Origin of the sequence: Planococcus shenhongbingii, from assembly GCF_030413635.1 — a bacterium.
Lineage (GTDB): Bacteria > Bacillota > Bacilli > Bacillales_A > Planococcaceae > Planococcus > Planococcus shenhongbingii.
Genome location: NZ_CP129235.1, coordinates 1,331,189 through 1,355,958 on the forward strand (window position 1 = coordinate 1,331,189; position 24,770 = coordinate 1,355,958).

Here is a 24,770-nt window from a genome sequence, read left to right on the forward strand (position 1 = left end):
TTGGAAATACAGCAAATGTTGTGCTCAATTTAATAGAAAAGAGTATGATAGAAGATAGAGATTAAAAAGTGAAGCAGATTGCGATTTTTTACGCAACGAGTTTAAAACGGAGGGAAAAAGATGAATCCACAACAGAATTCATCGACAGAAAAATATACGAGTACGCGATATCTTGCGTACAGTTTTTACACAGAAACAATTGAAGTCTCCAGAATGTCGGCGTTGGCATTTTTTGAAGCAGGGGATAAGCATTATCAAGGAAAGCGAATGTTCTGGCAAAATCGTGAAAAGACATTTACCTTAGTTGGGCTTGGACATGCCCATGTTCTTGCTTCACCAAATCATCATGGACGGTTTGAAGAAATCAAGCAAGATTGGCAGAATTTGTGCAGCCAGATTGTTAATGAAGAAGCAGATGTGCAACCCATATTATTTGGCGGATTTTCATTTGATCCGTTAAATGAAAATCAAAGCGAATGGACCCATTTTCCACAAGCTTATTTTGCAGTGCCATCATTTCAAATGATAATTAAAGATGATCAGGCGTATGTCAGCATCAATTTAATTACAAATGAAGACGCCACCTTCAATGCATTTGAGGCTTTGCGGAAAGAACGTGATCGGCTGATCCATGCTGCCCAAGTTATGGAACGGCCGAAATACCAAAAACCGCTCGTAGTGGAACGTACTGAAATTAAGAAAGAGCAATACATGGACTCGATTACTAAAGTGACGGCTCTCATTAAAGCAAAACAAGCCGAAAAAGTGGTGATTGCACGTTCCCTGAGATTAGAATTTGAGCAGCCGCTTTCATCTGCGTCGGCTCTTTATCAAGTATCTGAAGAACAGCCTGAAAGTTTCCTATTTGGTTTGGAAGCACAAAATCAATTGTTCTTCGGTGCTACGCCGGAAAGGCTTGTAAAAGTGAAGGACCGGTTAGCCCTGTCTACATGTTTGGCAGGTTCCACTCCCCGAGGCAACACGGTGGAAAAGGATGAAAAGCTTGGCAATGAATTACTGAATGACAAAAAGAACCGCTCGGAACATCAATTTGTGGTTAACATGATCAGTGAAGTCTTTAACGAGCATAGTTCCCATATGTTTGTGCCAAAAACACCTAAATTAATGAAGATAAGGGATATTCAGCATCTTTATACACCGGTTGAAGGAGAATTGAAACCAGATTCGACTTTGTTCGATTTGGTTAAGGATTTGCATCCTACCCCGGCTCTTGGCGGTGAACCGAAACAGGAAGCGCTGAGCTTGATCCGCCAGTATGAAACGATGAACAGAGGATTTTATGCTGCGCCAATCGGTTGGATAGATGCAAAAGGCGACGGCGAGTTTGCAGTAGCCATCCGGTCAGCGCTGCTGAACGAAAAAGAAGCTTATTTGTATGCAGGAGGCGGGATTGTAGAAGATTCTACATCTGAGTCGGAGTATGCAGAAACTTGGGTTAAATTTAGACCAATGCTTCGTGCGCTTGGAGGTCAATTGAGTGACGAATCGTAAATCGTTAACAGAGTATGTATCAGCTTTTACACATTCACTTATACACTTAGGCGTCACAGATGTGGTCATTAGCCCGGGTTCCCGGTCAACGCCGCTTGCTTACGCATGTATGAAACAAGAAGGTTTGACTGTATACCGGCAGATTGATGAGCGTTCTGCGGCTTATTTTGCGCTGGGAATGGCTAAAGCATCCGGCAAGCCGGTCATGCTGCTTTGCACTTCAGGAACGGCTGCTGCTAACTATTTTCCTGCTGTTGTAGAAGCTTATTATGCAAGGGTTCCATTACTGGTCGTGACAGCAGACCGGCCGCCTGAATTGCGGGAAGTCGGTGCGCCGCAAGCTATTAATCAAATCAATTTATTTGGTTCCCATGTGAAATGGGCTGCTGATTTGCCGATGCCGGAAGAACAAAATCTATTGGAATTCCTGGCTCGCCATCTCCACCGGTCAGTTGCAACAGCAAAGACAGAACCAAAAGGGCCTGTCCATATAAATGTGCCATTTCGTGAACCGCTGCGCATCGACTTTGAGCAGAGCTATGTAAGCCGGGGCGAAATGATGCATTTCACTGGTGAACTTATAATAAATAAAGAAACAGAGGGATTTTTGCAGGGGTTATTGGAACAAGAGAGAGGGGTATTGGTGGTCGGAGAAATGACTGCTCCTATGCCGGAAACCTTTTGGGAATTTGTACAGAATTTGCAGTGGCCGGTTCTGGCAGATCCATTGTCCAATTTGCGTACTAATGTAAAACCGGATAATCAGCATTTGATCATCGATTCATATGATGCCATTTTGAAAAGTGAACAGTTCAAAGCTGCGATGATTCCAGATGTGGTCATCCGAATTGGTCCTCAACCGGTGTCGAAACCGCTGACATTGTATTTAGCCGCAATCAAACCCAAAAATTATGTCGTGTTTGATGAAAGCCCGATGATGCGCGATGCCCAGTCTGTTGTAACCCATCATATCCAAGCGGCAGCAAAAAGCTTATGGCAGCTGCCAATCAAAGCCAAAGAAGAAAATGCCTATGCCGTTAAATGGCAGCAGGCATCAAAATTGTACTGGCAATTGGTGGAGCAGCATTGTGAAAACGAACTCGATGAAGGCGTCTTGGCAAAGATATTTTTCGACGAACTGGATAAATGTCATCTCGTCGTCAGCAGCAGTATGCCAATTCGGGACTTGGATACGTTTTTCAAAACCAACGGACGTGATGTGATGATTTATGCAAACCGGGGTGCGAACGGTATTGACGGAGTTGTCTCGACAGCTTTTGGTGTTCAGGCAGCAGTAAAACGCCCGACGTATTTATTTATCGGCGATTTGTCATTCCTGCATGACATGAATGGCTTGATAGCTTCGAAAATGCAAGATACGGATTTGACCATTGTTATCATGAACAACGATGGCGGAGGAATTTTCTCTTACTTGCCGCAATCGCAGGAAGAGCGGTATTTTGAAGATTTGTTCGGCACGCCGACAGGGATGAATTTTAAGGATGCAGCGAATATGTATGATACTGAGTATGCAGCAGTGCACTCGAAAGAAGAGTTGATTTCGGCTTTGCGCAGCCACAAGCAAAAGCTTGTAAAAATCATTGAAGTTTTTACAGACAGGCAACAAAATGTGGAGGTCCATCGGAAGTTGTGGAACCGGTTTAGCGAGGAGCTGTCGAAGTAATGGAGATTCAAATTTTAGATGTTCGCTACCATCTAGAAGTGTTAAACTTTGACAAGAAATCCACTATTGTTTTTCTTCACGGTTTTACTGGAAGCACAAAAACATGGCGTGGAATTGAGAAAGCTTTACCGGAATATAAAATCGTTCTGATTGATTTGCTTGGCCACGGCCTGACGGATTCACCGGAAGATTCTGCACGCTATACGATGGAACTCCAAATCCGTGATTTAAATCTGCTGTTCGGACAACTTGGATTAGAAAATTTTGCGCTTGCGGGTTATTCAATGGGCGGCCGCACAGCTCTTGCTTATGCATGCACTTACCCACAGCAAATAGAGGCACTGATACTGGAAAGTGCTTCTCCTGGATTAAAATCAGCAGACGAACGGCTTGATCGGCAACAGCGAGACAGTGAGCTGGCGCTGAAGATTTTAGCAAATGGCATTACTTCGTTTGTAGATAAATGGGAAAATATCCCACTTTTTGACACCCAGAAACGATTGCCGGAAACAGTTAAGCAAACCATCCGCGCAGAACGGCTGCATCAAAATCCGCTCGGGCTCGCTAATAGCTTAATCGGCATGGGAACCGGTACGCAAAAGTCTTACTGGTCCCAGGTAAAGCAGTTAAATTTGCCGGTTTTATTGGTAACAGGAGCTATGGATCCGAAGTTTATGGCGATTGCTGAAGAGATGAAACAAGCCTTGCCAAAAGTGCAGCACGGCGTTATTGAAGCGGGACATGCAATACATGTGGAAAAACCTGCTGAATTTGCTACAATGGTAAAGGAGTATTTAAGTTCTAATTATCGAGGAGGAAAATCATGACACGCGAATGGGTTACAGAACGTACATATGAAGATATTAAATACGAAACGTATAATGGCATAGCCAAAATTACGATCAACCGTCCGGAAGTGCGCAATGCCTTCCGTCCAAAAACAGTGCATGAAATGATCGATGCATTTTCACGTGCACGCGACGATTCAAAAGTAGGCGTTATCGTTTTAACAGGTGAAGGCGAGAAAGCATTCTGTTCAGGCGGGGACCAAAGTGTCCGTGGCCACGGCGGATATGTCGGAGAAGATGAAATTCCACGTTTGAACGTATTGGACCTACAGCGTTTGATCCGTGTTATTCCAAAACCTGTTGTGGCGATGGTTGCAGGATTTGCAATTGGTGGTGGCCACGTACTGCACGTAGTGTGCGACTTGACGATTGCTGCTGACAATGCACGATTCGGACAAACAGGACCCCGCGTCGGCTCGTTTGATGCCGGCTATGGTTCAGGCTATTTGGCCCGCATCATCGGCCATAAAAAAGCACGTGAAATTTGGTACCTATGCCGTCAATACGATGCGCGGGAAGCACTTGATATGGGCTTAGTTAATACAGTTGTGCCTTTAGAGCAGCTTGAAGATGAAACAGTAAAATGGTGCGAAGAAATGCTTGAGATGAGCCCGACTGCGCTTCGCTTTGTAAAAGCGGCAATGAATGCCGATACGGACGGCCTTGCTGGTCTTCAGCAAATGGCTGGAGACGCTACATTGCTTTACTACACAACGGATGAAGCAAAAGAAGGACGTGATGCGTTTAAAGAAAAACGCAAACCGGACTTTGGCCAATTCCCTCGTTTCCCGTGATCACCGAATAATCAGAAGCTGTCCTTTTAGGGCAGCTTTTTTTGAAGAAAGGATTTTTTAAATGACTTATCCGAATTGGTTGAGCCAACGCAGCCATTTAAGCGGTGGCCGCATGGCGTTATCGTTCCAAGAGCAGCAATGGACTTTTGCTGAAATGAATGAAATAGCGCTCGAGTACGCTGGTAAACTGACAGCACTGGGAGTTGCAAAAGAGTCTCGTGTCGCCATTTTGGCAAAGTCCAATCCCGAATTTGTCTTTGTCATGTATGGCTGCATGCACGTTGGCTGCGAAATGGTCATGCTCAATGAACGGCTGGCGCCACCAGAACTGGCTTATCAAATTGAAGACTCTGAAGCTGAATTTGTTTTAGTAGATGATGAATTGAAAGAAAAAGTGAAGGATTACAATCCGATTTTATTCAGTTCCATCCGGGAAGCGGTTCCGGCTGAGTTTGAAATTCAGCATGAGTGGGAGAAAGGCCGTACAATCTCCATCATGTATACATCCGGGACGACGGGAAATCCCAAAGGTGTTCGGCAGACTGCGGAAAACCATTTTTCGAGTGCCGTTTCATCGGCTTTAAATATTGGAATCTCCCCTGATGATGTCTGGCTTTGTTCTGTCCCGTTATTCCACATCAGCGGATTTTCCATCTTGATGCGGTCTCTTATATATGGCATGGGTGTAAGGCTGTATGAAAAATTTGATGCTGAGCGCAGTGCCAAAGAAATATGCAGCGGGACCGTGACACATATGTCTATGGTCGGCGTAATGCTTGAACGTATTTTGAGAAATGTGGAAGAAGCTTCTTTGGCCGCATCTCCGCGTTTTAAAGCGATTCTTGCAGGAGGCGGTCCGATTCCGGTTGCCTATATCAAGCGTGCGGAACAATGTGGCATACCGGTTCTGCAAACTTATGGCATGACGGAAACATCCTCGCAGACGACTACGCTGCAATCAGCGGATGCAGAACGGAAGATCGGTTCTTCAGGCAAACCGCTGTTTTTGTATCAAGTTAAAATAGATGGCACAGCAAAAGCTGGAGAAAAAGGAGAAATCCTGATTCATGGTCCTCAAGTAACTCCGGGATATATCGGCAGGTTTTCCGACAGAAAAGTCCAGGAAGAGGGCTGGCTTCATACAGGAGATGTTGGTTACTTGGATGAGGAAGGCTTTTTGTTTGTGGTGGATAGAAGATCGGATTTGATCGTTTCAGGTGGAGAAAATATTTATCCGGCGGAAATTGAAAAAGTGCTGCTTGCGCATCCGGCTGTCCGGGAAGCGGGAGTATGCGGAGTACCGGATGAAGAATGGGGTGAAGTTCCAGTGGCTTTTGTCGTATTGAATGAATCTGCGGAAGCGGATGAGCTATTGGCATACTGCAGGGAGCAAATTGCTTCCTATAAAGTGCCGAAGCGGTTATCATTTGCTGATGCGTTGCCGCGCAATGCATCGAATAAGCTTCTCCGAAGAGAGCTGAAGCTATGGAACTGACAATTGCGGGGATTGAATTGCGAGAGGTGAATAAACCTTTAAAAAGGCCGTTTAAGACGTCTTTGCAGACTGTGGAAGAGCGTGAAAGCCTGATTGTTAAAGTGACCGATGCAGAAGGTGTGGAAGGCTACGGAGAATGTGTGGCGTTCTCGACGCCTTGGTATACGGAAGAGACGGTGGTAAGCAGCCGGTTTGTCATTGAAAAAGTGTTGGTTCCGATCTTGCTGCATCAAAGTTTGAAGCATCCCGGCCATGTAAACCGGATGTTTCAGCAAGTGAAAGGCAATCGTATGGCAAAAGCCGCAATCGAAATGGCTGTGTGGGATTTATTCGCCAAGAAAAAAGATATCCCGCTTTGGAAAATGGTCGGCGGCGAAGAACGGGCGATTCCAGCGGGTGTAGTGGTGGCTGCAGATCCAGAAAAAGTAGAAGAACAAGTGGCGGAAGCTGTATCAGCAGGGTATAGCCGCATAAAAATTAAAATCAGCCCGGACTCCGATTTGGATATGCTGGCAGGAATTATTCGGAAATACCCCAACCAGCTCTTTTTCGCAGATGCCAATGGAGCATTTGCGGAAGAAACGTTCGACAAGCTTTTAGAACTCGACCAGGCAGGATTCACGTTAATCGAACAGCCTTTTGGGGAACAGCAATGGCAGCTCCATACTAAGGCAAAAAAAGCAATGAATACCGCTATCTGTTTGGATGAAAGCATTTCAAGCATAGAAGATGTTCAGCGCATGATTGATGAACAAGCCGGCGATATGATTGTCTTGAAAATGGGCAGGCTGGGCGGCTGGAGCGAAGCATTAAAAGTTGCGAGGTTATGCCGAACACATTCTATCGGCATGTGGGTTGGGGGCATGATTGAATTTGGCGTCTCCAAAGCGCATAATCTGGCATTGGCATCTTTGCCAGGAATTACGCTGCCCGGCGATTTCTCTGATTCTCAGCATTTCTGGAACGAGGATATCATCATTCCAGAAATAATTGTGGAAAATGGAGAAATTGAATTGAGCGTGGAAAGTGGAATTGGTTATGAAGTAAAGTTGTGAAGACAGCATGAATTCCCCCAAGGAATTCATGCTATTTTTCTGCAAAACCAGAGTGGGAAATTAATCGATAAAATTCATAGGATTAAATCAAGCTCTGCTTTATAGAAAATAACGAGACCGGAACATATTGCATAGACAGCCAGTCCTATTTAAAAAAAGAGTAACTAAGCGACCTATTCTCACTTTTTAAAAAGGAGGTTCTTGCTTGAGGAAAGCCATTAAAGTTGTCTTGGTTCTTTTAGCTGTTATTGCACTTGGGATGGGATTGCTTATTGTTTCTTTTCTCTGGAGCATGAAACCGGATAAAGATGAAGAAGAAAAAATTCGAGGCCAGGCAGAAGTTTATATAGAAGAAAATTTTAATAAGGATTTTGAAATCTACGATGTGTTGTACGACAATATGGGCAATTTCACGTTTGATTATGCAGCAAAGGTGCGTGACAAAAAAAGTTCTACAGAATTTCTGGTTTATTATGATGAGAACGCACAAGAAATGGTGGATACTTTTGTTTCTGAAAAATGGGCTGCTGAGTTGGAAAGTGAAATTCGTCCCTATGTATCGCAACTGTTTGGGGATTCTGTAGAATTCCATGTCTTTTTTGACAATTTGATTGGGCGGGATTTAGCCATTGATCTTTTAACTCCAGGGAGTTATAAAGAACATGCTGTTAGCCCAGTTGTCCGTTTATCCATTTCAAGGAATAAAGAAGCAGAAGATGAGCAGCGGTTTGCTGAGTTGATTTCTTTTCTTCAAAATGAAGGTCATTTGCAGCAAGGCACATTAATTGCAGGGTATGTAGCTGAAACAGGAGAAATATTGGAAGACGAGGAGTGGAGCAAAGAATTTTAAAGATTGGAAAACACGTCTCATTGCCGAGGACATGTTTAATGATATAAAAAGAGACACTGGAAATTGAAACTATTTCCAGCTGTTTTTCGTATAGTTATTCATTGAATAAGAGACCTAAAGAGGAGGCAAGAATTTGAGTACTTTAATAGCTCTTTCTCCGTTATTGTTATGGATTGTTTTAGTTCTCATCATCGGAGCGGTTTTAGTTATGGTAAAAAGAAAGTCTACTCCTCAAAAAAGCTTGGAAGCCCGCATTGCAGTTCTGGAGGAAGAAGTCAGGCGTTTAAAGAGCAAAGAATAAAATAGTTACTGGAGGTGAAAGGGTGCGGTGGGGCGTTTCTATATGAATGATGGGATTTACCTTATTGATGGTCAACGATTTTTTTCCAAACGCTTTAAGGGCTTCGAGGATACCGGAATGGGCATTAATAGTTTCAATCCTAATTTTTTTATAAGCATCGTTTTTTTTGCTGACAAAGAAAAAGAACAGAAACGGGCTTTAAAGTGGAATGTCTTTGCCGGTTTTTATATCCTGTTTCTCCTCATTTTCTTGAGCTTACTGGGAGGCAATTCGTCGCGGGGTTTTCGTTGAAACCCCCGCTTGTCTGGATTTTATTTTTTATATGAATAGTTGAAGCCTCTAAATACATGAAGCGGAAACGCATTCAAGAATCATGATGAAATAAAAAGCTTGGAAGTGAGTACAGTGTTTTTAAAGAGAATCAGTTTGTTGCAGGACCAAGTACCGAATTACAATCAATATCCCTTTAATATTCCCGCGATACAAGGCATAGACCAACTTGACTTAGCCAGTCCCGTCACTTTTTTTGTCGGTGAAAACGGTTCGGGAAAATCGACGTTGCTGGAAGCCGTCGCTGATAAATGCGGCTTTAATTCTGCTGGAGGCGGGCGCAATAATACATATGAAACTCATGCCGCAGAATCTGTTTTAGCGGATTATATCCGGCTTTCCTGGATGCCGAAAGTTTCGAACGGGTTTTTCATGCGAGCGGAATCTTTTTATCACTTTGCCACTCATATCGATGAGCTGCAAAAAGAAGGTGCAGATGCTTACAGAAGTTACGGAGGGCAATCTTTACATGAACAATCTCATGGTGAATCATTTTTATCGCTGTTCATGAACCGCTTTAATGGCCAAGCGATTTATCTGCTTGATGAGCCGGAAGCGGCATTGTCACCGCAGCGACAGCTGACGTTCCTGCGCATACTCCATGAATTGGTGCAGCAGGAGGAATGTCAATTTATCATCGCCACGCATTCACCGATTCTTCTGGGCTATCCTGATGCTCAGATTTTAAGCTTTGACGGCGAAGCCATTGAAGAAATCAGCTATGAGGAAACAGACCATTATAAAATCACGAAATACTTCCTGGATCACCGGGAAAAGTTTTTAAAAGAACTGCTGGAGGATTAAATTATATAGAAGAAACTAAGTTCAGGGAGTGATTGGGAATTTGCTCATACACAAAAGTAACAGCCAATCTGTCATCCATTCAACTAAAAGTTGTGATGGCAGATTGGCTGTTTTATTGCGGCTTGTTTTTGGATTTCTTCAGGTTTTCTTTTACTCTGTACCTGACAATTTGCCGGATCAGATCTAATGGCAAAGGTTCATGCAGCGGGAATTGGACGGATCCCTTGGCGCTTTTATACTTGGATAATTCATTTTCAAAAGCGGTGATGCCGGCGGGAGTGGGATAAAAGCCGATATGATTTTTGAAAGCTGCAAAGTGGACAAGGTTTCCGTGTAGATAAAATGTCGGCATTTGATAACTGACTTTTTCATCTGCTTGAGGAGCTTCCTCTTTGATCAATTTCCGGAGATTCTCTAGTGTTTCCTGGATATCTGTAGGAAATTGGGCGATATACTCATCAATAGTCTTAACTGCTTCATTTTCTGATTTCATATTTTCTCCTCCTTGTGAATTCTTAATACACCGCTTTTTTTCATTATAGTCATAGCTTCATTATAAACAAAAAAAGCGTACTCCTATCGGAATACGCCTTTTTGGCAAATTTATTTTAATACTGTTTCCAAGGTTTGCAAGTTCTTTTCCATCAATGTGAAATACGTTTCACCATTGTCGATGTTTTCTTGCGTCAAGACGCCCAAATTATGCATTTGAACCGCTTCTGCACCTACTTCTTTTTGAATGACTTCGGTAAGATTTGAAGAAACATTCTGCTCGAAAATAATGTGCTGGATGTTTTTTTCTTTTGCCAAATCAACAATTTTAGTCAGTTCTTTTTGAGATGGCTCATCTTGGCTGTTTAACCCAGCTACTGCCACTTGGTTGAAGCCATATGGTTCAGCAATATAACCGAACGCTGAATGAGAAACAAAGAACGTATTGTTTTCTACTCGTTCAGAAAGGTCGGCGAACGACTGGTCAAGCGCTTCAAGTTCAGCGATTAATTTCGTGTAATTGCTTTCGTAAGTCTCGGAACCTTTCGGATCTGCTTTGATTAATGAATCTTTGATGGACTCCGCCAAGTTTTGGCTAAGAACAGGAGACATCCACACATGCGGGTCTGTTGAACCATGGTTATGGCCATCGTGACCTTCTTCTGCGTGGCCTTCCTCGCTATGTTCTTCTTCGGAATGACTGGCAGCTTCCAATTCTTCATCGGTAATTGAATCAGCAGTAGCGACAAATTCAACATTCTCATTGCTTAAGGTTTTTTTCGCGCTGTCAATAAATCCTTCCAATCCCAGCCCAATATAAAACATCAAATCCGCTTCAGCGAGCGCAATCATATCTTGTTGGGTAGGTTCAAAGCTGTGCTCGTTTGAACCCGCGGGATAAACCGATTCGACTGCGACGCGGTCACCGCCAATGCGTTCCGTAAAGTATGTAAGCGGATAGACAGTGGTTTTAACTTGCAGTTTTGAATCATCTTCGGTTTGCGTTTCACCTGCAGGATTGCCGCAAGCTGCCAGTAAAAGAATAAGGGCGATTAATGGGATCAGTTTTTTCATTTTGTACCTCCAAATTGTAACGGTTACGTTTTAAGAACAAAATGAATGTTACACGATTTTTTTTGAAAACACAAGAAAAACCACCAATTATTTTTTTGGTGGCCATTTCTCCGGAACAAAATCGACTCCGCCTTTATTGAACGGATGGCATCTCAGGATGCGTCTCGCTGCCAAGTATCCGCCTTTTAAAGCACCATGCTTTTCCACTGCTTCAATTCCGTAATGGGAACAAGTGGGATAAAAACGGCAGCTCGGAGGAGATAAAGGAGAGATGAAACGCTGATAAAAGCGGATCATCTTAAGCAGAATGGTCTTCATTTGAGGTCAGCTTCTTTCTGGAAAATTGTCATTATGTTTATTGTAAGCAGAAGAGAGGTATAAATAAAGTATGTAAGCTTATCAAAAACATTGGAGAGTGATTTGAATGTCAACGGAATTAAACAAAGAGTTAAACGTACAAGTCGCAACATGGTCAGTAGTCTACACGAAATTACATAATTTTCACTGGTATGTAAAAGGCCATCAATTCTTTACCTTGCATGTGAAATTTGAAGAATTATATAACGAAGCAACTCAATATATGGATGAAATTGCAGAGCGCTTGTTGGCTCTTGGCGGAAAACCGGTGGCAACGATGAAAGAGCAGTTGGAGCTATCGGTCGTAAAAGAAGCCACAAGCAAAGAAGATTCGGATGCAATGGTTCAGACGGTTGTGTCTGATTACGATACAATCATGAAGTCATTGAAAAAAGGCATGGAACTGGCAGCTGAAGACAATGATGACATGACAGAAGACATGTTAAATGCCATTCACCAAAACTTAGAAAAACATTCTTGGATGTTGTCAGCATTTTTGGGCGAAAAGAAGTAAAATAGAGATACAGAAGCGTGCACTGTTAATCAGTGTACGCTTTTTCTAATGTCCAAGAGGTGAATGAATGGAATACATAGACTTGAACGGCAATCTGTGCAAACTGTCTTTTGAACCTGGAATCTTTTCGGTTGAAAGCAAGCATGTATTAGTGATTTGCAAATATAGCGGCAAGTGGGTGCTGACAAAGCATAAAACCCGCGGCTTGGAATTTCCGGGCGGCAAAGTGGAGCCAAGGGAAAGTTTAGCACAGGCAGCGGTTAGGGAAGTATATGAAGAAACCGGTGCGGTCATCGGCAAACTGGAATGGCTGGCTGAGTACATGGTTTTTTCAGATCAACCGTTTTGCAAAACGGTTTTTATTGCGGAGACAGAGCGCTTGGAAGCCATCGCTTTGATGGAAACAGAAGGCATTGTTTTGTCGGAACAGCTCCTTTTGGATGATTCATACAGCTTTTTAATGAAAGACAAAGGAATGAAGGAAATTATAAAGAAGGTGATGCAACATGGAAAATGGGACGATTGAATCGAAAAAAATCTATCCATCGCCAAATCCGAATGTCCGGCTGACAGAAATCGTTTATTGGTCCGATGGATTGAAAGTGAAAGGTCTCTTGGCTGAACCGAAAAAGTCTGGGAATTGGAGCGGCATTCTTTATCTGAGAGGCGGCATCCAGTCAATTGGAATGGTGCGTCCTGCACGAATCGCTCAATTTGCGGCTCAAGGCTTTGTCGTGTTTGCCCCGTATTACAGAGGAAATCGGGGAGGGCAAGGACGGGATGAATTTGGAGGAGCGGATAGATGGGATGCGGTATACGCGGTAGAAGTCTTAAAGGAATTCTGCAGCGGTAGGGTCCACATTCTGGCTTTTTCGCGCGGAGGCATCATGGCCCTATGGACGGCTGTATTAAGAGATGACATCACATCAGTCGTTACATGGGCAGGCGTAACCGATACCGTTTTAACCTATAAAGAGCGGCCGGATATGCGGCGGATGATGAAAAGACTGTACGGAGGCACGCCAAATACGGCACTGACCGCGTATGAAGAGCGTAACCCTTTGCTGCGGCTAGACGAAACAAAAGCGCCTGTTCTAATCATCCACGGTTTAAAAGATGAAAATGTCTCGCCTGGCCAAGCGTATTTATTGGAAGAAGCATTAAAGCTTAATGGCCAACAGCACGAAACCTGGTATTTCCCGGAATATACTCATTTTTTCCCGCCAGCAGCCAATCGCAAAACCGTAAAAGCGTTGACGGAATGGATGAGAAGGAACGAAAGGTGATGGCCGAAACTAGCGAAGCGATACAAGTACAATGCAGAGACAGGAGTAAGAGATTTCACTGAATATCGTTGTATATTTAGATTAATAAAATTTGTGAACTTTCAATGAAAAAAGCTATCCATAAAGGATAGCTTTTTTAGCTTGCTTATTAAATCTTTGCCGGTCCGCCTTGAACGCTGATATCAGCTGAAACGGTGCCGAATTTTTTGAAGTTTTCTTGGAATTCCTGAGAAAGTTCTTTTGCTTTCTTGTCGTAAGCTTCTTTGTCTGCCCATGCATTGCGTGGATTCAAGATTTCAGAAGGCACGCCAGTTATTTGTTTTGGAATTTGCAGACCAAAGATTTCTTCTTTATCAGTTTCGATATCATGAAGTTCGCCTTTGATTGCAGCACGCACCATTGTGCGTGTGTATGACAATTTCATACGGCTGCCGACTCCGTACTCGCCGCCAGTCCAGCCCGTATTTACAAGGAATACATCAACACCATGCTCGTCGATTTTTTGTCCAAGCATTTCAGCGTACACAGTCGCATGCAAAGGAAGGAAAGGTGATCCGAAGCAAGTTGAGAATGTCGCTTCAGGAGAAGTAACCCCGCGCTCTGTTCCAGCCAGTTTAGATGTGTAGCCGCTTAAGAAATGATACATTGCTTGTTCTTTCGTCAATTTGCTGATTGGAGGCAACACGCCGAAAGCATCAGCTGTCAAAAATACGATTGTTTTTGGGTGCCCTGCTACCGAAGGATCCACAATATTATCAATTGCCTGGATCGGGTAAGCGGCACGTGTATTTTCAGTCAATGATCCATCGTGATAATCCGGGATGCGTGTATCGTCGTCAACGACAACGTTTTCTAAAACAGCACCGAAACGGATGGCGTCATAGATTTGGGGTTCGTGCTCACGTGTAAGATTGATTGTTTTTGCGTAGCAGCCGCCTTCAATATTGAAGACGCCGTTATCCGACCAGCCGTGCTCGTCGTCACCGATCAATTTACGGTCTTCATCAGCAGATAAAGTTGTTTTTCCTGTTCCGGATAAACCGAAGAATAATGCTACGTCGCCCTCATGGCCTACGTTAGCTGAACAGTGCATCGGAAGAATGCCTTTTTCAGGCAAGATGTGGTTCATGATGGAGAAGATAGATTTTTTCATTTCGCCGGCGTATTCAGTGCCGCCGATCAGAATGATTTTTTTCTCCATAGAAACGATGATAAATGTTTCAGAATCAGTGCCGTCCACTGCAGGATCTGCTTGGAATGTCGGGGCGTAGACAACGGTAAATTCCGCTTCATGCGCCGCCAGTTCTTCTGCAGTCGGGCGGATGAACAATTGGTGGGCGAACAGATTATGCCAAGCGTATTCATTGATCGTCTGGATAGCCAAACGAGACTCTGGGTCTGCTCCTGCAAAGCCTTTGAAAACATATAATGCATCTTGTTGTTTCAAGTGCTCAATTACTTTGTTATATAAGTTTTCAAAAACATCAGAAGAAATCGGACGGTTGACAGCGCCCCAATCAATTTTATCTTTTGAAATCTCTTCTTCTACTATATACTTGTCTTTAGGTGAGCGGCCTGTGTATTTGCCTGTTTCAGCTTTTACTGCGCCTTCTCGAGTCAATACGGCTTCCCCACGTGATGTTGCTGCTTCCACTAATTGCGGAACTGAAAGCTGGACGTGCACATTTTGGCCATTTAAAAGATCCTTTAAGTTGTTTGCGAAGTTCACTGGATTCATTTATATGTACCTTCCTTTTCGGTTATTCCCATGGTGATGGGGAGGATGTATATTCGAACATTAGTATAACACATTGAGCCCATTAGTCTATACTAATAACTGATTGTAATGAAAAAAATACATTTAAGGATCTTGATTCGCCTATTATCACCTATTAATGATTTAATATGGACAGATTGATTGAAAAACGTTGACATAACATTATACTTTCCGTATGATGAAAAATTGAACGGATACTCTTATTCCGAGCTGGTGGAGGGGACAGGCCCTATGAAACCCGGCAACCTGCTGCAAATTGCAGAGAAGGTGCCAAACCTGAAGCAAGGAACTCAACCTTGGACGATAAGAGTGAAAGGTGCTTATGATGATTTCTCCTTTCCACATGCAAATGATGGATGGGATTTTTTTATGAAATTGCCCTTAATCCTCGTGTACAAAGGCCACAACGGCTTGAAGTTCAATCCTTACGGAACGGACTTGACATGGGAAACGAGTACCGTATCAATTTCGAGAGCAATCTCGCAGGATATAAGGAGGAAACACATTTTGAAAAACCGTCGATTATTCACATCAGAATCAGTAACAGAAGGACATCCGGATAAAATCTGTGACCAGATTTCAGATGCAATCCTGGATGCCATTTTAGCAGAAGATCCCAATGCGCGTGTTGCATGCGAAACCACTGTAACTACAGGGTTAGTGCTTGTTGCAGGGGAAATCACGACTTCTACTTACGTTGATATCCCGAAAGTTGTACGTGAAACAGTACGGGAAATCGGTTATACACGTGCTAAATATGGCTTTGACTCAGAAACAAGTGCAATTCTGACATCTATCGATGAGCAATCACCGGACATCGCTGCTGGAGTAAACGTAGCGCTTGAATCGCGTGAAGGCCAAATGACTGATAAAGAATTAGACGATATTGGAGCAGGAGACCAAGGTCTGATGTTCGGATTCGCGTGCAACGAAACGGAAGAATTAATGCCTCTACCAATCTCACTAGCTCATAAATTGGCACGCCGATTGGCTCAAGTGCGCAAAGAAGAAATACTTCCATATTTGCGTCCCGATGGCAAAACACAAGTTACCATCGAATACGATGAAAACAATAAACCGCTTCGCGTGGACACCATCGTTATTTCCACACAGCATCACCCGGAAGTGACACTTGAACAAATACAGCGCAACATCAAAGAATATGTCATCAATGAAGTTGTCCCTCAACATTTGATGGATGATGAAACAAAATACTTCATTAACCCGACTGGCCGTTTTGTAATTGGTGGTCCACAAGGAGATGCGGGCCTTACAGGGCGCAAAATCATTGTTGACACTTACGGCGGCTTTGCACGCCATGGCGGCGGCGCATTCTCAGGAAAAGACGCGACGAAAGTGGACCGTTCAGCGGCTTATGCAGCTCGTTATGTAGCGAAAAACATTGTGGCAGCAGGCTTGGCAGATCGTTGCGAAGTGCAATTGGCTTACGCAATCGGCGTAGCTCATCCAGTATCAATCGCTTTTGATACATTTGGAACGGGCAAAGTCGACGAAGAAACTTTGGACGATCTAGTCCGTGCAAACTTCGATTTGCGCCCGGCTGGAATCATCAAAATGTTGGATCTTCGACGCCCGATCTACAAACAAACAGCAGCATATGGACATTTTGGACGCACCGATATCGACCTTCCATGGGAACGTACAGATAAAGTGGAAGTTCTTAGAGAACAATCAGGCATCTTTAATGGACAAGCTTAAAAACAACAAAAAGACGATCAGGCAAAAATGCCTGATCGTCTTTTTATTGTTATTTTTCTTGCTCGATATAGGTTTTTTGCAATGATTTATAGTAAGCACCTTTTTCCGCATACTCCCGGACGATGCGTTCCATATCTTGCTTATCATCATCCCGGAGTTCACGGACCACTTTCGCTGGACGCCCAAGCGCCAGCATTCCGGGCGGAATGACTTTGCCGGGCGGAACGAGGCTTCCAGCTCCGATGAATGCGCCTTCTCCAACTTCAGCGCCGTCTAATATGATGGATCCCATGCCAATCAGTGCGCCTTTTCGGATAATGCAGCTATGGAGTGTCACTTGATGGCCAATCGTGACATTGTCTTCAAGAATCAATGTTTTCCCTGGACTCTGGTGAAGCATGCATAAATCCTGGATATTGGTTTTGTTTCCGATGATAGTCGGAGAGACGTCACCGCGTATGACGGTATTGAACCAGACGGATGATTCAGCACCAATTGTCACATCACCGGTAATTGTTGTATGGTCCGCGATGAATACGGATGGATGAATGGATGGGTGCTTGCCGTTGAATGGGTAAATCATGGAAAACCTCCGTTAAAAAAGATAAGATATCTATAATCGTAACAAATTTACTGCAAAGGTCAAATCTGTTGGTTGGATAAAAGATGAAGAAAGGAGTGCAGCAGATGTGGAAATGGGAAGCGAAAGGACAAGCAAAGGCAGTTATAGTGCTCGTGCACAGCGCGTATGAACACCATATTCGCTATGCCTGGCAAATCGATCAATGGCGTTCTGAGAATTTTCACGTCATTACAGGAGATTTGCCAGGCCATGGGAAAAGTGCACCGGCAAATCAGCCGCATCAGGAATCGTTTATAGCCTATGAGGAATCGGTCCGGGCTTCGACTCTTGCTGCTTTAGAAGAACAGCTCCCGGTGTTTATCGTTGCCCATGGACTTGGAGCTACTATTGTTATGAATTTCTTAAGCCATAACCCTTACCCAATAGCTGGCGTCGTCTTTAGTTCTCCTTGGCTGCGTTTGATAAAAACTCCATCGAAATTTTCGGCTGCACTGACAGGCTTGCATAAACTGACCTCTAATATGGCAATTGAACATCATATTCATATCCATGACTTAACGCGCAATAAAGAAGTAATTGAACAAGAAAAAGACGATTCCTTGTATAACTCTACTGTGACCGTTGGATGGTATCATGAATTGCAGACTTATTTGAAGCAAACAGCGCAAAACATCGGGAAATTTCCGGACATCCCGATTTTTATCCAAACAGGTGAAGTTGATGCAATCGCTGACCAAGCATATACGAAACTATGGCTCAAACAACAGGAATTAAAAGAATTCAGCTTTAAAGAATGGCCGCGTTGTTATCATGATCTTTTTCAGGAACCGGAACGTGAAGATGTATTTATTTCATCTCATTTATTCATTAAGAATGTGTTGCGTTCTCTCGGCTATGTAGTGACATAAATAGGAGGCAATAGACTTATGGCGCCATTGAAATACAGCATCTTGGACCAATCACCGATTTCAGAAGGAAGTACACCGCAAGAGGCGTTGAAACACACAGCGATGCTGGCACAGAAAGCGGAAGAGTGGGGATATACGCGTTTTTGGGTTTCAGAGCATCACGATGCTACAACACTTGCGGGCTCGTCTCCCGAAGTTTTGATCGCTCATCTGGGTGCTGTGACAAACACCATTCGCCTCGGGTCAGGCGGAGTTATGCTTCCGCATTATTCAGCATTCAAAGTAGCGGAAAACTTTAAATTATTAGAAGCGCTTTATCCACATCGAATTGATGTAGGAGTTGGACGGGCACCAGGCGGCATGCCACGGGCGAGCTATGCTTTAAACGAAGGGCGGAAGCGCGATGTCAGCCGATTCCCGGATCAAATAGAAGATTTAAGAATGTATTTGACGGATTCTATTCCGGAAGAACATTCTTATTACGGAATGAAAGCGACACCAGTGACAGCTGCTGCTCCTCCAATCTGGATGCTTGGGACAGGACAGAGTTCTGCGGAACTGGCAGCCGAAAAAGGCCTCCCTTATATGTTTGCCCAGTTCATCAACGGAGAAGGAGGCCAAAGTTTTGCAAGGACTTATCGCGACCGCTTTGTATCGAATGATGGCAGTAAACCATACCAGGGTGTTGCTATTTTCATTATGTGCCAGGAAACAGAAGAACAGGCGGAGTGGGTAGCTTCATCTATGGATTTGGCCCTTGTGATGGGGGCACAAGGCATGCCGTCTAAAGGCACGCCGCCGCCGGAACGGGCAATGAATTATCCTTATTCAAAATTTGAACGGCTGCTGGTTGAAGAAAATCGCAAGCGGATGATTGTCGGGACGCCTGAACAAGTGGTGGACAGGCTGGAAAAGCTGGCTGCCGGTTATGCCGCGGATGAAGTGATGCTTGTAGCTATTGCTTATGATTTTCAAGACAAACTGAAATCTTTCCAATTGATTGCAGAAGAAATGAAGAAGCGTGAAAAAAGCAGACGGCCACAGAAATAAATTCGATGATGTATCAGCTTTAAATTATTAGCAGGGAAGGTTTTCGTTAAAAGACCGGGTGAAACTGAAAGTATAGTTTTGTATTTCTAATTTAAAAAACCGAGCAGTCTTCCAATGAAGACTACTCGGTTTTTATTCATTTATTGTTAGGAATTTACGCTAAAAACTTTTTTGCAATGTCCTTATAAAGTTGAATACTGCTCAGATATTCATCAACTTCAACATATTCATCCGGCTGATGGGCAAGCTTTGTATCGCCTGGACCTAATACGATGATGGGGAACTTCTTACTCGCTTGGGAAAATTGTGAGCCGTCGGTATATCCTGTCATTCCCCCAAGCGCAGTCGTACCGCCCTTTGCTTTCACTGCGTCTTGAACCACTTGGACAAAAGGATCCTCACGTGAATTCCTTAAAGAAGGCTGATCGTTTAATATCCGGATATCTGCCTTTAGGTCCGGATATCTTAGGTTCGCAGATTGGATGATCTGTTCAATTTGCCCGATAATTTGTTGATGGTTCTGGGAAGGGACCGTACGGATATCGATATTTACCATACAGCGGTCTGGCACGACATTTGTGTTGGATCCGCCACTGATGACGTTGACACTAAATGTAGCGCCGCCCAGCAAATCGTCTTCCTCAAATTGCATTTTAAATTCTTCCCCTAATAACTTATGGATGATTTCATTCATATGAATCACCGCATTCGTTCCCATATCCGGCATCGAGCCATGGGCAGTTTTTCCATAAGTAATAATTTGTGGCCATAATGCACCTTTATGGGCAATCTTGATTTGATTTCGAGTCGGTTCCGCGACAATCAAGGCATCCAGCGGATCAGCGTAGCCTAATGCCGTCAGTTGTTTGGCGCCGACTGCTCCTGCTTCTTCACCGACTGTGGCCAAAAGTGTAATGCTGCCTTTTTTGGGGAGGCCTTCTTTTTTCAGCGAAACCATAGCGAGCACACAGGCTGCGAGTCCGCTTTTCATATCGCAGGCACCGCGCCCATAAATTTTGCCGTCTTGTTCTTCGGCTGCGAAAGGATCATGTTCCCATTCGATTTCACCTGTCGGGACAACATCCATATGGCCAGTGAACCCGAGGGCAGGACCTTCTTCTTCACCTTTTATATGTGCAATTAAATTGGCCCGATTGTTGTCATATTCCACGAACTCATTTTCTATGCCATGCTCATCGAAAAGGATTTTCAATCTTTTGGCGACCTCCGTTTCATTTCCGGGAGGGTTGACACTTTTGATTTGAATTAATTCTTTCAATAATGATTTGGCTTGTTCCTGATCCATTTGATCACCTCAGATGTTAATTTACCCTTCTTTTCGGCAATTATGCGCTGGAAAAATTAACCGCGGCGATTTGTATAAAAGCGAGACCTGGAATTATAATAAATCAAAAAGAAGTGCAGCATGAGGGAAATGCTCTGTCTGCAAGGAGATACCTAAGTTTTGATAGAGAAAATCGCTGCGGGAGGGGATCAGCATGTTGGGTAGAGTTAAAATTGTTTCCTGTTTCGGATTGCTGCTCTTTTTAGCTGCTGCCGGTTGTTCGGTGGAGCGAGAAGAAAACACTCAGAGCCAAACAGCTAGAGGAGAAATAACCATTCAAAAGACTTGGCTTTATCAGCTGCAAAATACCAATCCGGTTCAAATTGCCGATAGCGGTTATGAAATTGCGGTCATCGATCCAACGGTCGATGGGAAAACGCGCTTCACAAAAGAACAAATAGATAAAATTAAAGCGAGCGGCACGACAGTTTTGGCGTATCTCAGCATAGGGGAAGCAAGTGCTTATTTGCCTTATTGGCAGACGGCATGGGGTGTTGAAGAAGAAGGCATAATAAATGTAGCAGAAGATGCACCTGAGTGGATTGGCCGTAAGCCGAATCCGGACTGGCCAGAAAGCGTAAAAGTGCGATATTGGGACGAACATTGGTGGAACATATTAGAGCCAGAACTGGATAAAATCAAAGGTGCCGGTTTTGATGGCCTATACCTGGACATAGTTGACGCTTATTTTTATTGGGGAGATAAAGCGACTTATTTACACGAACCGCATCTTGCTGCGGACCCGCAAAATGAGAAGGAGGCTGCAGAACGGATGATGAATTTGGTAAAGCGGATTTCAGCAGAGGCCAAAGAAAGTTCTCCTGATTTTCAAGTGTTTCCGCAAAACGCCGAAAGCATCTTTGATTATGATGACGGTTCATATTTAACTGCCATTGATGGAATAGGGGCGGAAGATCTTTGGTATGATGAAGCAGAAAAAAGCGGCGATGTGAAAGAACGTCTTCCTTATTTGGAGATGGTCAGAGATGCAGGAAAGGAAGTTCTTTCAATCGATTATGTGTTGACGGAATCAATGGACCCCGACGACCGCATGCGAATCGAGGATTATAAGAAGCGCTGTGCCGAAAAAGACTTTTTCTGTTTTCCGGCTATGATGGACCGGGAATTGGACAAGCAGATTTCTCATGAAGAACACGGTAATGGAGGACATTAAAATTTAGCGATTTCTGTTGAGGAGGAGAAGGCATGACAGACTTTATTCAAATTAAAGAAGCTGCAGAAAACAATTTGAAAAACATCTCCGTGAATATTCCCAAAAACAAGTTTGTGGTGATTACAGGTCCATCTGGCTCCGGAAAATCGACATTGGCAATTGATATTCTCCAGCGGGAAAGCCAGCGGCAATATTTTGAAATGAACGGCATGACAACGAATTTTATCAATAAACCAAAAGTTGGATCGATTATGGGGTTGTCGCCGTCTGTCGGGGTCAGCCAGAATACGACGACCAACCGCAATCCCCGCTCGACTGTAGGAACGGTTACGGATATGTATACGTACTTAAGAGTCATTTATGAAAAATTAGGAGAGCGGGAATGTCCGAATTGCCGTGCCATGGTAAAAAAGCCAGCCGATTTGGACGAAGAAAGTCTGGTGATGCCGTGTCCGAACTGTGGTTTTCAGATGAAAAACCTGAACAAAGCCCATTTTTCATTCAATACTTTGGAAGGGGCTTGTGAAACTTGTCTGGGTTTAGGAAAGACATTGAGCATCCGGAAAGAGCTGGTATTTGACGAAGAACGGAGCTTGAATACGGGAGCAGTCAGAATCTGGTTTCAAAATTTGAATGATTATTACGGACTCGTGTTAAAAGCGGCTGCTAAACATTATGGTTTTGAGTTTGATGCAGATATGCCGTTAAAAGATTATAGCCCGGAACAGCGGGACTTGCTGTATTACGGAGTGGAAAGCGAGCAGTTTAAGAGACATTTTCCGGACATAGCACCTCCAAAAACAACCAATAAAGGGAAGTTTGAAGGGATATTGACAGCGATGTGGAGGAGGTACAGAGAAAGAGAAGGCGTTTCAAACGAGGCCGTCTATTTTTATCATCAAACCTGTCCGGAATGCCAGGGCGAAAAACTGAAAAAAGAAAGCCGGCAAGTGTTGGTGGCCAGCAAGCCGATCTCTGAAGTTTCCCGGATACCGCTGGATGAAATCCTTGGATGGATCCAGGAAATCGCAAAGGAATTAGAAGACAGGGAAGGTTCCATTGCCAGATCACTTGTTTTTGAATTGAAAGTGAAAATCGAGCGGATTGTCAGTGTCGGACTCGGCTATTTGTCCATGGACCGGCAATCGGTCACGTTATCGGGCGGAGAATCGCAGCGTCTCCGGTTGGCAACCATTCTTGGATCTGCCTTGTCCGGGGTCCTTTACATCCTTGATGAGCCGACTGCGGGCCTTCACCCAAAAGACACTGAAGGACTCTTAAAAGTCTTGAAGCAATTGCGGGATCTCGACAATACGGTGCTGGTGATTGAACATGACGTGGATGTGATGGAACACGCTGATTGGATTATTGACATTGGCCCAGGAGCAGGAATGCGGGGCGGTGAAATCGTCGGGCAAGGCACGTTGGAATCCTTGATGAGCCAGGAACAATCGGTAACCGGGGCATACCTAAAAGAAACGTATCATCCGAAGCAGAAGAGAAGAGCCGGCAATGGCCAAGAAATCACAGTCTATAACGCTGTCAAAAACAATTTGAAAAACGTCACCGTTTCATTTCCGCTCGGCTGTTTTATCGCTGTAACGGGTGTATCCGGATCAGGGAAATCTTCGCTTCTTTTTGATGTCTTGGCAGCAAGCGCGGAAGAAGACCATATAAAAGAAGGATATAGCCGAATTGAAGGGATGGAAGCGATTGGCCGGATCGTGACCGTTGACCAATCCGCGCTGAGCAGAATGCAGCGGTCCAATGTCGCTACGTATACGGAAGTCTATACTTTATTCCGGACTCTTTTCGCCAAACTGCCGGAATCGGTAAAGCGGCAGCTGACCGCTAAGCATTTCTCTTTCAATACGGAAGGCGGGCGCTGTGAGCATTGCCAAGGAATGGGATATGTCTTTGTCAATATGCATTTCCTGCCGGATCTGGAAGTGATGTGTCCGGTATGCAGCGGGAAACGTTTTAAAGAAGAAGTCCTGGAAGTGACGTATCAAGGGCATTCCATTTCAAGCATTCTGGACCTCAGCATTGAAGAAAGCATGCCGCTGTTTTTAGAGAATAAGAAAGTGATGGCGACGATAAGTTTACTTCTCGAAGTGGGCCTTGGTTATTTGAAATGGGGCCAGACGCTTACAACTTTGTCTGGCGGGGAAGCTCAACGGCTGAAACTCGCCAAGGAATTAAACAAACCGGCGAAAGGGCAAACTTTATATATTCTTGACGAGCCATCGACCGGCTTGCATCCGAATGACGTCAAACAGCTGCTCTTATTGCTCAATAAATTGGTTGATGCCGGCAATACGGTCATCATTGTCGAGCACAATACGGAAATGATCCAGGAAACCGATTGGATTATCGACTTGGGACCGGTAGGCGGAGAAGCTGGAGGGTTCATCGTAGCGGAAGGGACGCCGGAACAAGTCGCCAAAAATGCGGCTTCTTATACAGGGGCGTATTTGAAAGTTTAAGATGAAAGTGCATTTTTTCCGGTTCCAAATAAATACAGGTAGCTCTGCAATGATTATAAACGGATTTTCAGATTATTCCTGCGCAAACTCCTTTGCACATAGAATGGACGTGAAAAGAGGAAAGTAATAGTGCTTTTAACAATTTTGGAGATGTTTTGATCATTATCTATCTTTTTTAGGAAATCCTGTTAAAAAAGTTCCGAAAAATCAAAAAGTTAAAAGAGGAGAGAAAAAACAATAGCTATATTACCCAAACCGTGGTAAATTAAAAATTGATTTTATGAAATTTTTGTTTAATTCGTTCTTTTCTAGGTATAGAAGGGGTTAGATTT

General features: G+C 43.9%; 23 protein-coding genes and 1 riboswitch. Of the genes, 17 read left to right on the forward strand and 6 right to left on the reverse strand.

Going from position 1 to position 24,770, the window contains the following annotated elements:
- The first annotated feature begins 120 nt into the window (after positions 1-120).
- From QWY16_RS06660 to QWY16_RS06700, 9 genes are all read left to right on the forward strand, one after another.
- Positions 121-1,512: an isochorismate synthase gene (locus QWY16_RS06660; protein WP_300992156.1), complete on the forward strand. Its 1,392-nt coding sequence runs from the start codon at positions 121-123 to the stop codon at positions 1,510-1,512.
- Positions 1,499-3,196, forward strand: a complete 1,698-nt coding sequence (menD, locus tag QWY16_RS06665; RefSeq protein ID WP_300992158.1) for a 2-succinyl-5-enolpyruvyl-6-hydroxy-3-cyclohexene-1-carboxylic-acid synthase — start codon at positions 1,499-1,501, stop codon at positions 3,194-3,196. Before QWY16_RS06660 ends, menD begins: the two co-directional genes overlap by 14 nt.
- Positions 3,196-4,023 carry a 2-succinyl-6-hydroxy-2,4-cyclohexadiene-1-carboxylate synthase gene (menH, locus tag QWY16_RS06670; protein WP_300992160.1) on the forward strand — a complete coding sequence of 276 codons (828 nt, stop codon included), beginning with the start codon at positions 3,196-3,198 and terminating at the stop codon, positions 4,021-4,023. Before menD ends, menH begins: the two co-directional genes overlap by 1 nt.
- Complete coding sequence (gene menB / locus QWY16_RS06675; RefSeq protein WP_300992162.1) at positions 4,020-4,838, forward strand: 1,4-dihydroxy-2-naphthoyl-CoA synthase; 819 nt, start codon at positions 4,020-4,022, stop codon at positions 4,836-4,838. The genes menH and menB overlap by 4 nt, the downstream gene beginning before the upstream one ends.
- A 61-nt stretch (positions 4,839-4,899) precedes the next feature.
- Positions 4,900-6,333 (forward strand): o-succinylbenzoate--CoA ligase, encoded by a 1,434-nt coding sequence (locus QWY16_RS06680; protein WP_300992163.1) that lies wholly within the window; start codon positions 4,900-4,902, stop codon positions 6,331-6,333.
- On the forward strand, positions 6,324-7,388 hold the full coding sequence (gene menC, locus QWY16_RS06685; RefSeq protein ID WP_300992164.1) for an o-succinylbenzoate synthase: 1,065 nt from the start codon (positions 6,324-6,326) through the stop codon (positions 7,386-7,388). The genes QWY16_RS06680 and menC overlap by 10 nt, the downstream gene beginning before the upstream one ends.
- 205 nt (positions 7,389-7,593) lie before the next feature.
- A complete protein-coding gene (locus QWY16_RS06690; RefSeq protein WP_300992166.1) occupies positions 7,594-8,238 on the forward strand; it encodes a hypothetical protein in 645 nt (214 codons plus the stop codon).
- Between the two features lie 133 nt (positions 8,239-8,371).
- On the forward strand, positions 8,372-8,539 hold the full coding sequence (locus tag QWY16_RS06695) for a hypothetical protein (protein ID WP_300992167.1): 168 nt from the start codon (positions 8,372-8,374) through the stop codon (positions 8,537-8,539).
- 405 nt (positions 8,540-8,944) lie between these two features.
- Complete coding sequence (locus QWY16_RS06700) at positions 8,945-9,673, forward strand: AAA family ATPase (RefSeq protein ID WP_300992168.1); 729 nt, start codon at positions 8,945-8,947, stop codon at positions 9,671-9,673.
- 112 nt (positions 9,674-9,785) lie between these two features.
- On the opposite strand, the gene QWY16_RS06705 is transcribed toward QWY16_RS06700, so the two are convergent.
- The 3 genes from QWY16_RS06705 to yidD all read right to left on the reverse strand — a co-directional run bounded on the left by QWY16_RS06705 (position 9,786) and on the right by yidD (position 11,557).
- On the reverse strand, positions 9,786-10,166 hold the full coding sequence (locus QWY16_RS06705) for an iron chaperone (protein ID WP_300992169.1): 381 nt from the start codon (positions 10,164-10,166) through the stop codon (positions 9,786-9,788).
- 110 nt (positions 10,167-10,276) lie between these two features.
- Positions 10,277-11,239: a metal ABC transporter solute-binding protein, Zn/Mn family gene (locus QWY16_RS06710; RefSeq protein WP_300992170.1), complete on the reverse strand. Its 963-nt coding sequence runs from the start codon at positions 11,237-11,239 to the stop codon at positions 10,277-10,279.
- Positions 11,240-11,326: 87 nt separating this feature from the next.
- Positions 11,327-11,557 (reverse strand): membrane protein insertion efficiency factor YidD, encoded by a 231-nt coding sequence (yidD, locus tag QWY16_RS06715; protein ID WP_300992172.1) that lies wholly within the window; start codon positions 11,555-11,557, stop codon positions 11,327-11,329.
- Between the two features lie 106 nt (positions 11,558-11,663).
- On the opposite strand from yidD, the gene QWY16_RS06720 reads away from it, so the two are divergent.
- The 3 genes from QWY16_RS06720 (at position 11,664) to QWY16_RS06730 (ending at position 13,396) form a co-directional block, all read left to right on the forward strand.
- Complete coding sequence (locus QWY16_RS06720) at positions 11,664-12,110, forward strand: Dps family protein (RefSeq protein ID WP_300992174.1); 447 nt, start codon at positions 11,664-11,666, stop codon at positions 12,108-12,110.
- Positions 12,111-12,177: 67 nt separating this feature from the next.
- Positions 12,178-12,636 carry an NUDIX domain-containing protein gene (locus QWY16_RS06725; protein ID WP_300992175.1) on the forward strand — a complete coding sequence of 153 codons (459 nt, stop codon included), beginning with the start codon at positions 12,178-12,180 and terminating at the stop codon, positions 12,634-12,636.
- Positions 12,617-13,396, forward strand: a complete 780-nt coding sequence (locus QWY16_RS06730) for an alpha/beta hydrolase family protein (RefSeq protein WP_300992178.1) — start codon at positions 12,617-12,619, stop codon at positions 13,394-13,396. Before QWY16_RS06725 ends, QWY16_RS06730 begins: the two co-directional genes overlap by 20 nt.
- A gap of 148 nt (positions 13,397-13,544) precedes the next feature.
- Here QWY16_RS06730 and pckA read toward each other — a convergent pair whose 3' ends face one another.
- Positions 13,545-15,134, reverse strand: coding sequence for a phosphoenolpyruvate carboxykinase (ATP) (pckA, locus tag QWY16_RS06735; RefSeq protein ID WP_300992180.1), 1,590 nt, complete (start codon positions 15,132-15,134; stop codon positions 13,545-13,547).
- Positions 15,135-15,370: 236 nt separating this feature from the next.
- Positions 15,371-15,483, forward strand: a riboswitch (SAM riboswitch).
- Positions 15,484-15,680: 197 nt separating this feature from the next.
- On the opposite strand from pckA, the gene metK reads away from it, so the two are divergent.
- Complete coding sequence (metK, locus tag QWY16_RS06740; protein ID WP_300992181.1) at positions 15,681-16,892, forward strand: methionine adenosyltransferase; 1,212 nt, start codon at positions 15,681-15,683, stop codon at positions 16,890-16,892.
- A gap of 49 nt (positions 16,893-16,941) precedes the next feature.
- Here the strand turns inward: metK and QWY16_RS06745 are convergent, their stop codons facing one another.
- Positions 16,942-17,475, reverse strand: coding sequence for a gamma carbonic anhydrase (locus QWY16_RS06745; protein ID WP_300992183.1), 534 nt, complete (start codon positions 17,473-17,475; stop codon positions 16,942-16,944).
- Positions 17,476-17,579: 104 nt separating this feature from the next.
- Between QWY16_RS06745 and QWY16_RS06750 the strand changes: the two genes are divergently transcribed.
- Complete coding sequence (locus tag QWY16_RS06750) at positions 17,580-18,383, forward strand: alpha/beta fold hydrolase (protein WP_300992185.1); 804 nt, start codon at positions 17,580-17,582, stop codon at positions 18,381-18,383.
- An 18-nt stretch (positions 18,384-18,401) separates the two neighbouring features.
- Positions 18,402-19,433, forward strand: a complete 1,032-nt coding sequence (locus QWY16_RS06755) for an LLM class flavin-dependent oxidoreductase (protein WP_300992186.1) — start codon at positions 18,402-18,404, stop codon at positions 19,431-19,433.
- A 154-nt stretch (positions 19,434-19,587) separates the two neighbouring features.
- On the opposite strand, the gene QWY16_RS06760 is transcribed toward QWY16_RS06755, so the two are convergent.
- Positions 19,588-20,739: a M20 family metallopeptidase gene (locus QWY16_RS06760; RefSeq protein ID WP_300992187.1), complete on the reverse strand. Its 1,152-nt coding sequence runs from the start codon at positions 20,737-20,739 to the stop codon at positions 19,588-19,590.
- 193 nt (positions 20,740-20,932) lie between these two features.
- Here QWY16_RS06760 and QWY16_RS06765 point away from each other — a divergent pair, with 193 nt between their 5' ends.
- Complete coding sequence (locus tag QWY16_RS06765) at positions 20,933-21,952, forward strand: MJ1477/TM1410 family putative glycoside hydrolase (RefSeq protein WP_300992188.1); 1,020 nt, start codon at positions 20,933-20,935, stop codon at positions 21,950-21,952.
- 32 nt (positions 21,953-21,984) lie between these two features.
- Complete coding sequence (gene uvrA / locus QWY16_RS06770; RefSeq protein WP_300992189.1) at positions 21,985-24,438, forward strand: excinuclease ABC subunit UvrA; 2,454 nt, start codon at positions 21,985-21,987, stop codon at positions 24,436-24,438.
- Positions 24,439-24,770 lie beyond the last annotated feature (332 nt).

What these genes read in the sequence shown, in the direction of transcription:
- QWY16_RS06660 (WP_300992156.1), top strand. Translation starts at nt 121, where the DNA reads ATGAATCCACAACAGAATTCATCGACAGAAAAATATACGAGTACGCGA.
- menH (WP_300992160.1), top strand. Translation starts at nt 3,196, where the DNA reads ATGGAGATTCAAATTTTAGATGTTCGCTACCATCTAGAAGTGTTAAAC.
- menB (WP_300992162.1), top strand. Translation starts at nt 4,020, where the DNA reads ATGACACGCGAATGGGTTACAGAACGTACATATGAAGATATTAAATAC.
- QWY16_RS06680 (WP_300992163.1), top strand. Translation starts at nt 4,900, where the DNA reads ATGACTTATCCGAATTGGTTGAGCCAACGCAGCCATTTAAGCGGTGGC.
- menC (WP_300992164.1), top strand. Translation starts at nt 6,324, where the DNA reads ATGGAACTGACAATTGCGGGGATTGAATTGCGAGAGGTGAATAAACCT.
- QWY16_RS06705 (WP_300992169.1), bottom strand. Translation starts at nt 10,166, where the DNA reads ATGAAATCAGAAAATGAAGCAGTTAAGACTATTGATGAGTATATCGCC.
- QWY16_RS06710 (WP_300992170.1), bottom strand. Translation starts at nt 11,239, where the DNA reads ATGAAAAAACTGATCCCATTAATCGCCCTTATTCTTTTACTGGCAGCT.
- yidD (WP_300992172.1), bottom strand. Translation starts at nt 11,557, where the DNA reads ATGAAGACCATTCTGCTTAAGATGATCCGCTTTTATCAGCGTTTCATC.
- QWY16_RS06720 (WP_300992174.1), top strand. Translation starts at nt 11,664, where the DNA reads ATGTCAACGGAATTAAACAAAGAGTTAAACGTACAAGTCGCAACATGG.
- QWY16_RS06725 (WP_300992175.1), top strand. Translation starts at nt 12,178, where the DNA reads ATGGAATACATAGACTTGAACGGCAATCTGTGCAAACTGTCTTTTGAA.
- QWY16_RS06730 (WP_300992178.1), top strand. Translation starts at nt 12,617, where the DNA reads ATGGAAAATGGGACGATTGAATCGAAAAAAATCTATCCATCGCCAAAT.
- pckA (WP_300992180.1), bottom strand. Translation starts at nt 15,134, where the DNA reads ATGAATCCAGTGAACTTCGCAAACAACTTAAAGGATCTTTTAAATGGC.
- QWY16_RS06745 (WP_300992183.1), bottom strand. Translation starts at nt 17,475, where the DNA reads ATGATTTACCCATTCAACGGCAAGCACCCATCCATTCATCCATCCGTA.
- QWY16_RS06750 (WP_300992185.1), top strand. Translation starts at nt 17,580, where the DNA reads ATGTGGAAATGGGAAGCGAAAGGACAAGCAAAGGCAGTTATAGTGCTC.
- QWY16_RS06755 (WP_300992186.1), top strand. Translation starts at nt 18,402, where the DNA reads ATGGCGCCATTGAAATACAGCATCTTGGACCAATCACCGATTTCAGAA.
- QWY16_RS06760 (WP_300992187.1), bottom strand. Translation starts at nt 20,739, where the DNA reads ATGGATCAGGAACAAGCCAAATCATTATTGAAAGAATTAATTCAAATC.
- QWY16_RS06765 (WP_300992188.1), top strand. Translation starts at nt 20,933, where the DNA reads ATGTTGGGTAGAGTTAAAATTGTTTCCTGTTTCGGATTGCTGCTCTTT.
- uvrA (WP_300992189.1), top strand. Translation starts at nt 21,985, where the DNA reads ATGACAGACTTTATTCAAATTAAAGAAGCTGCAGAAAACAATTTGAAA.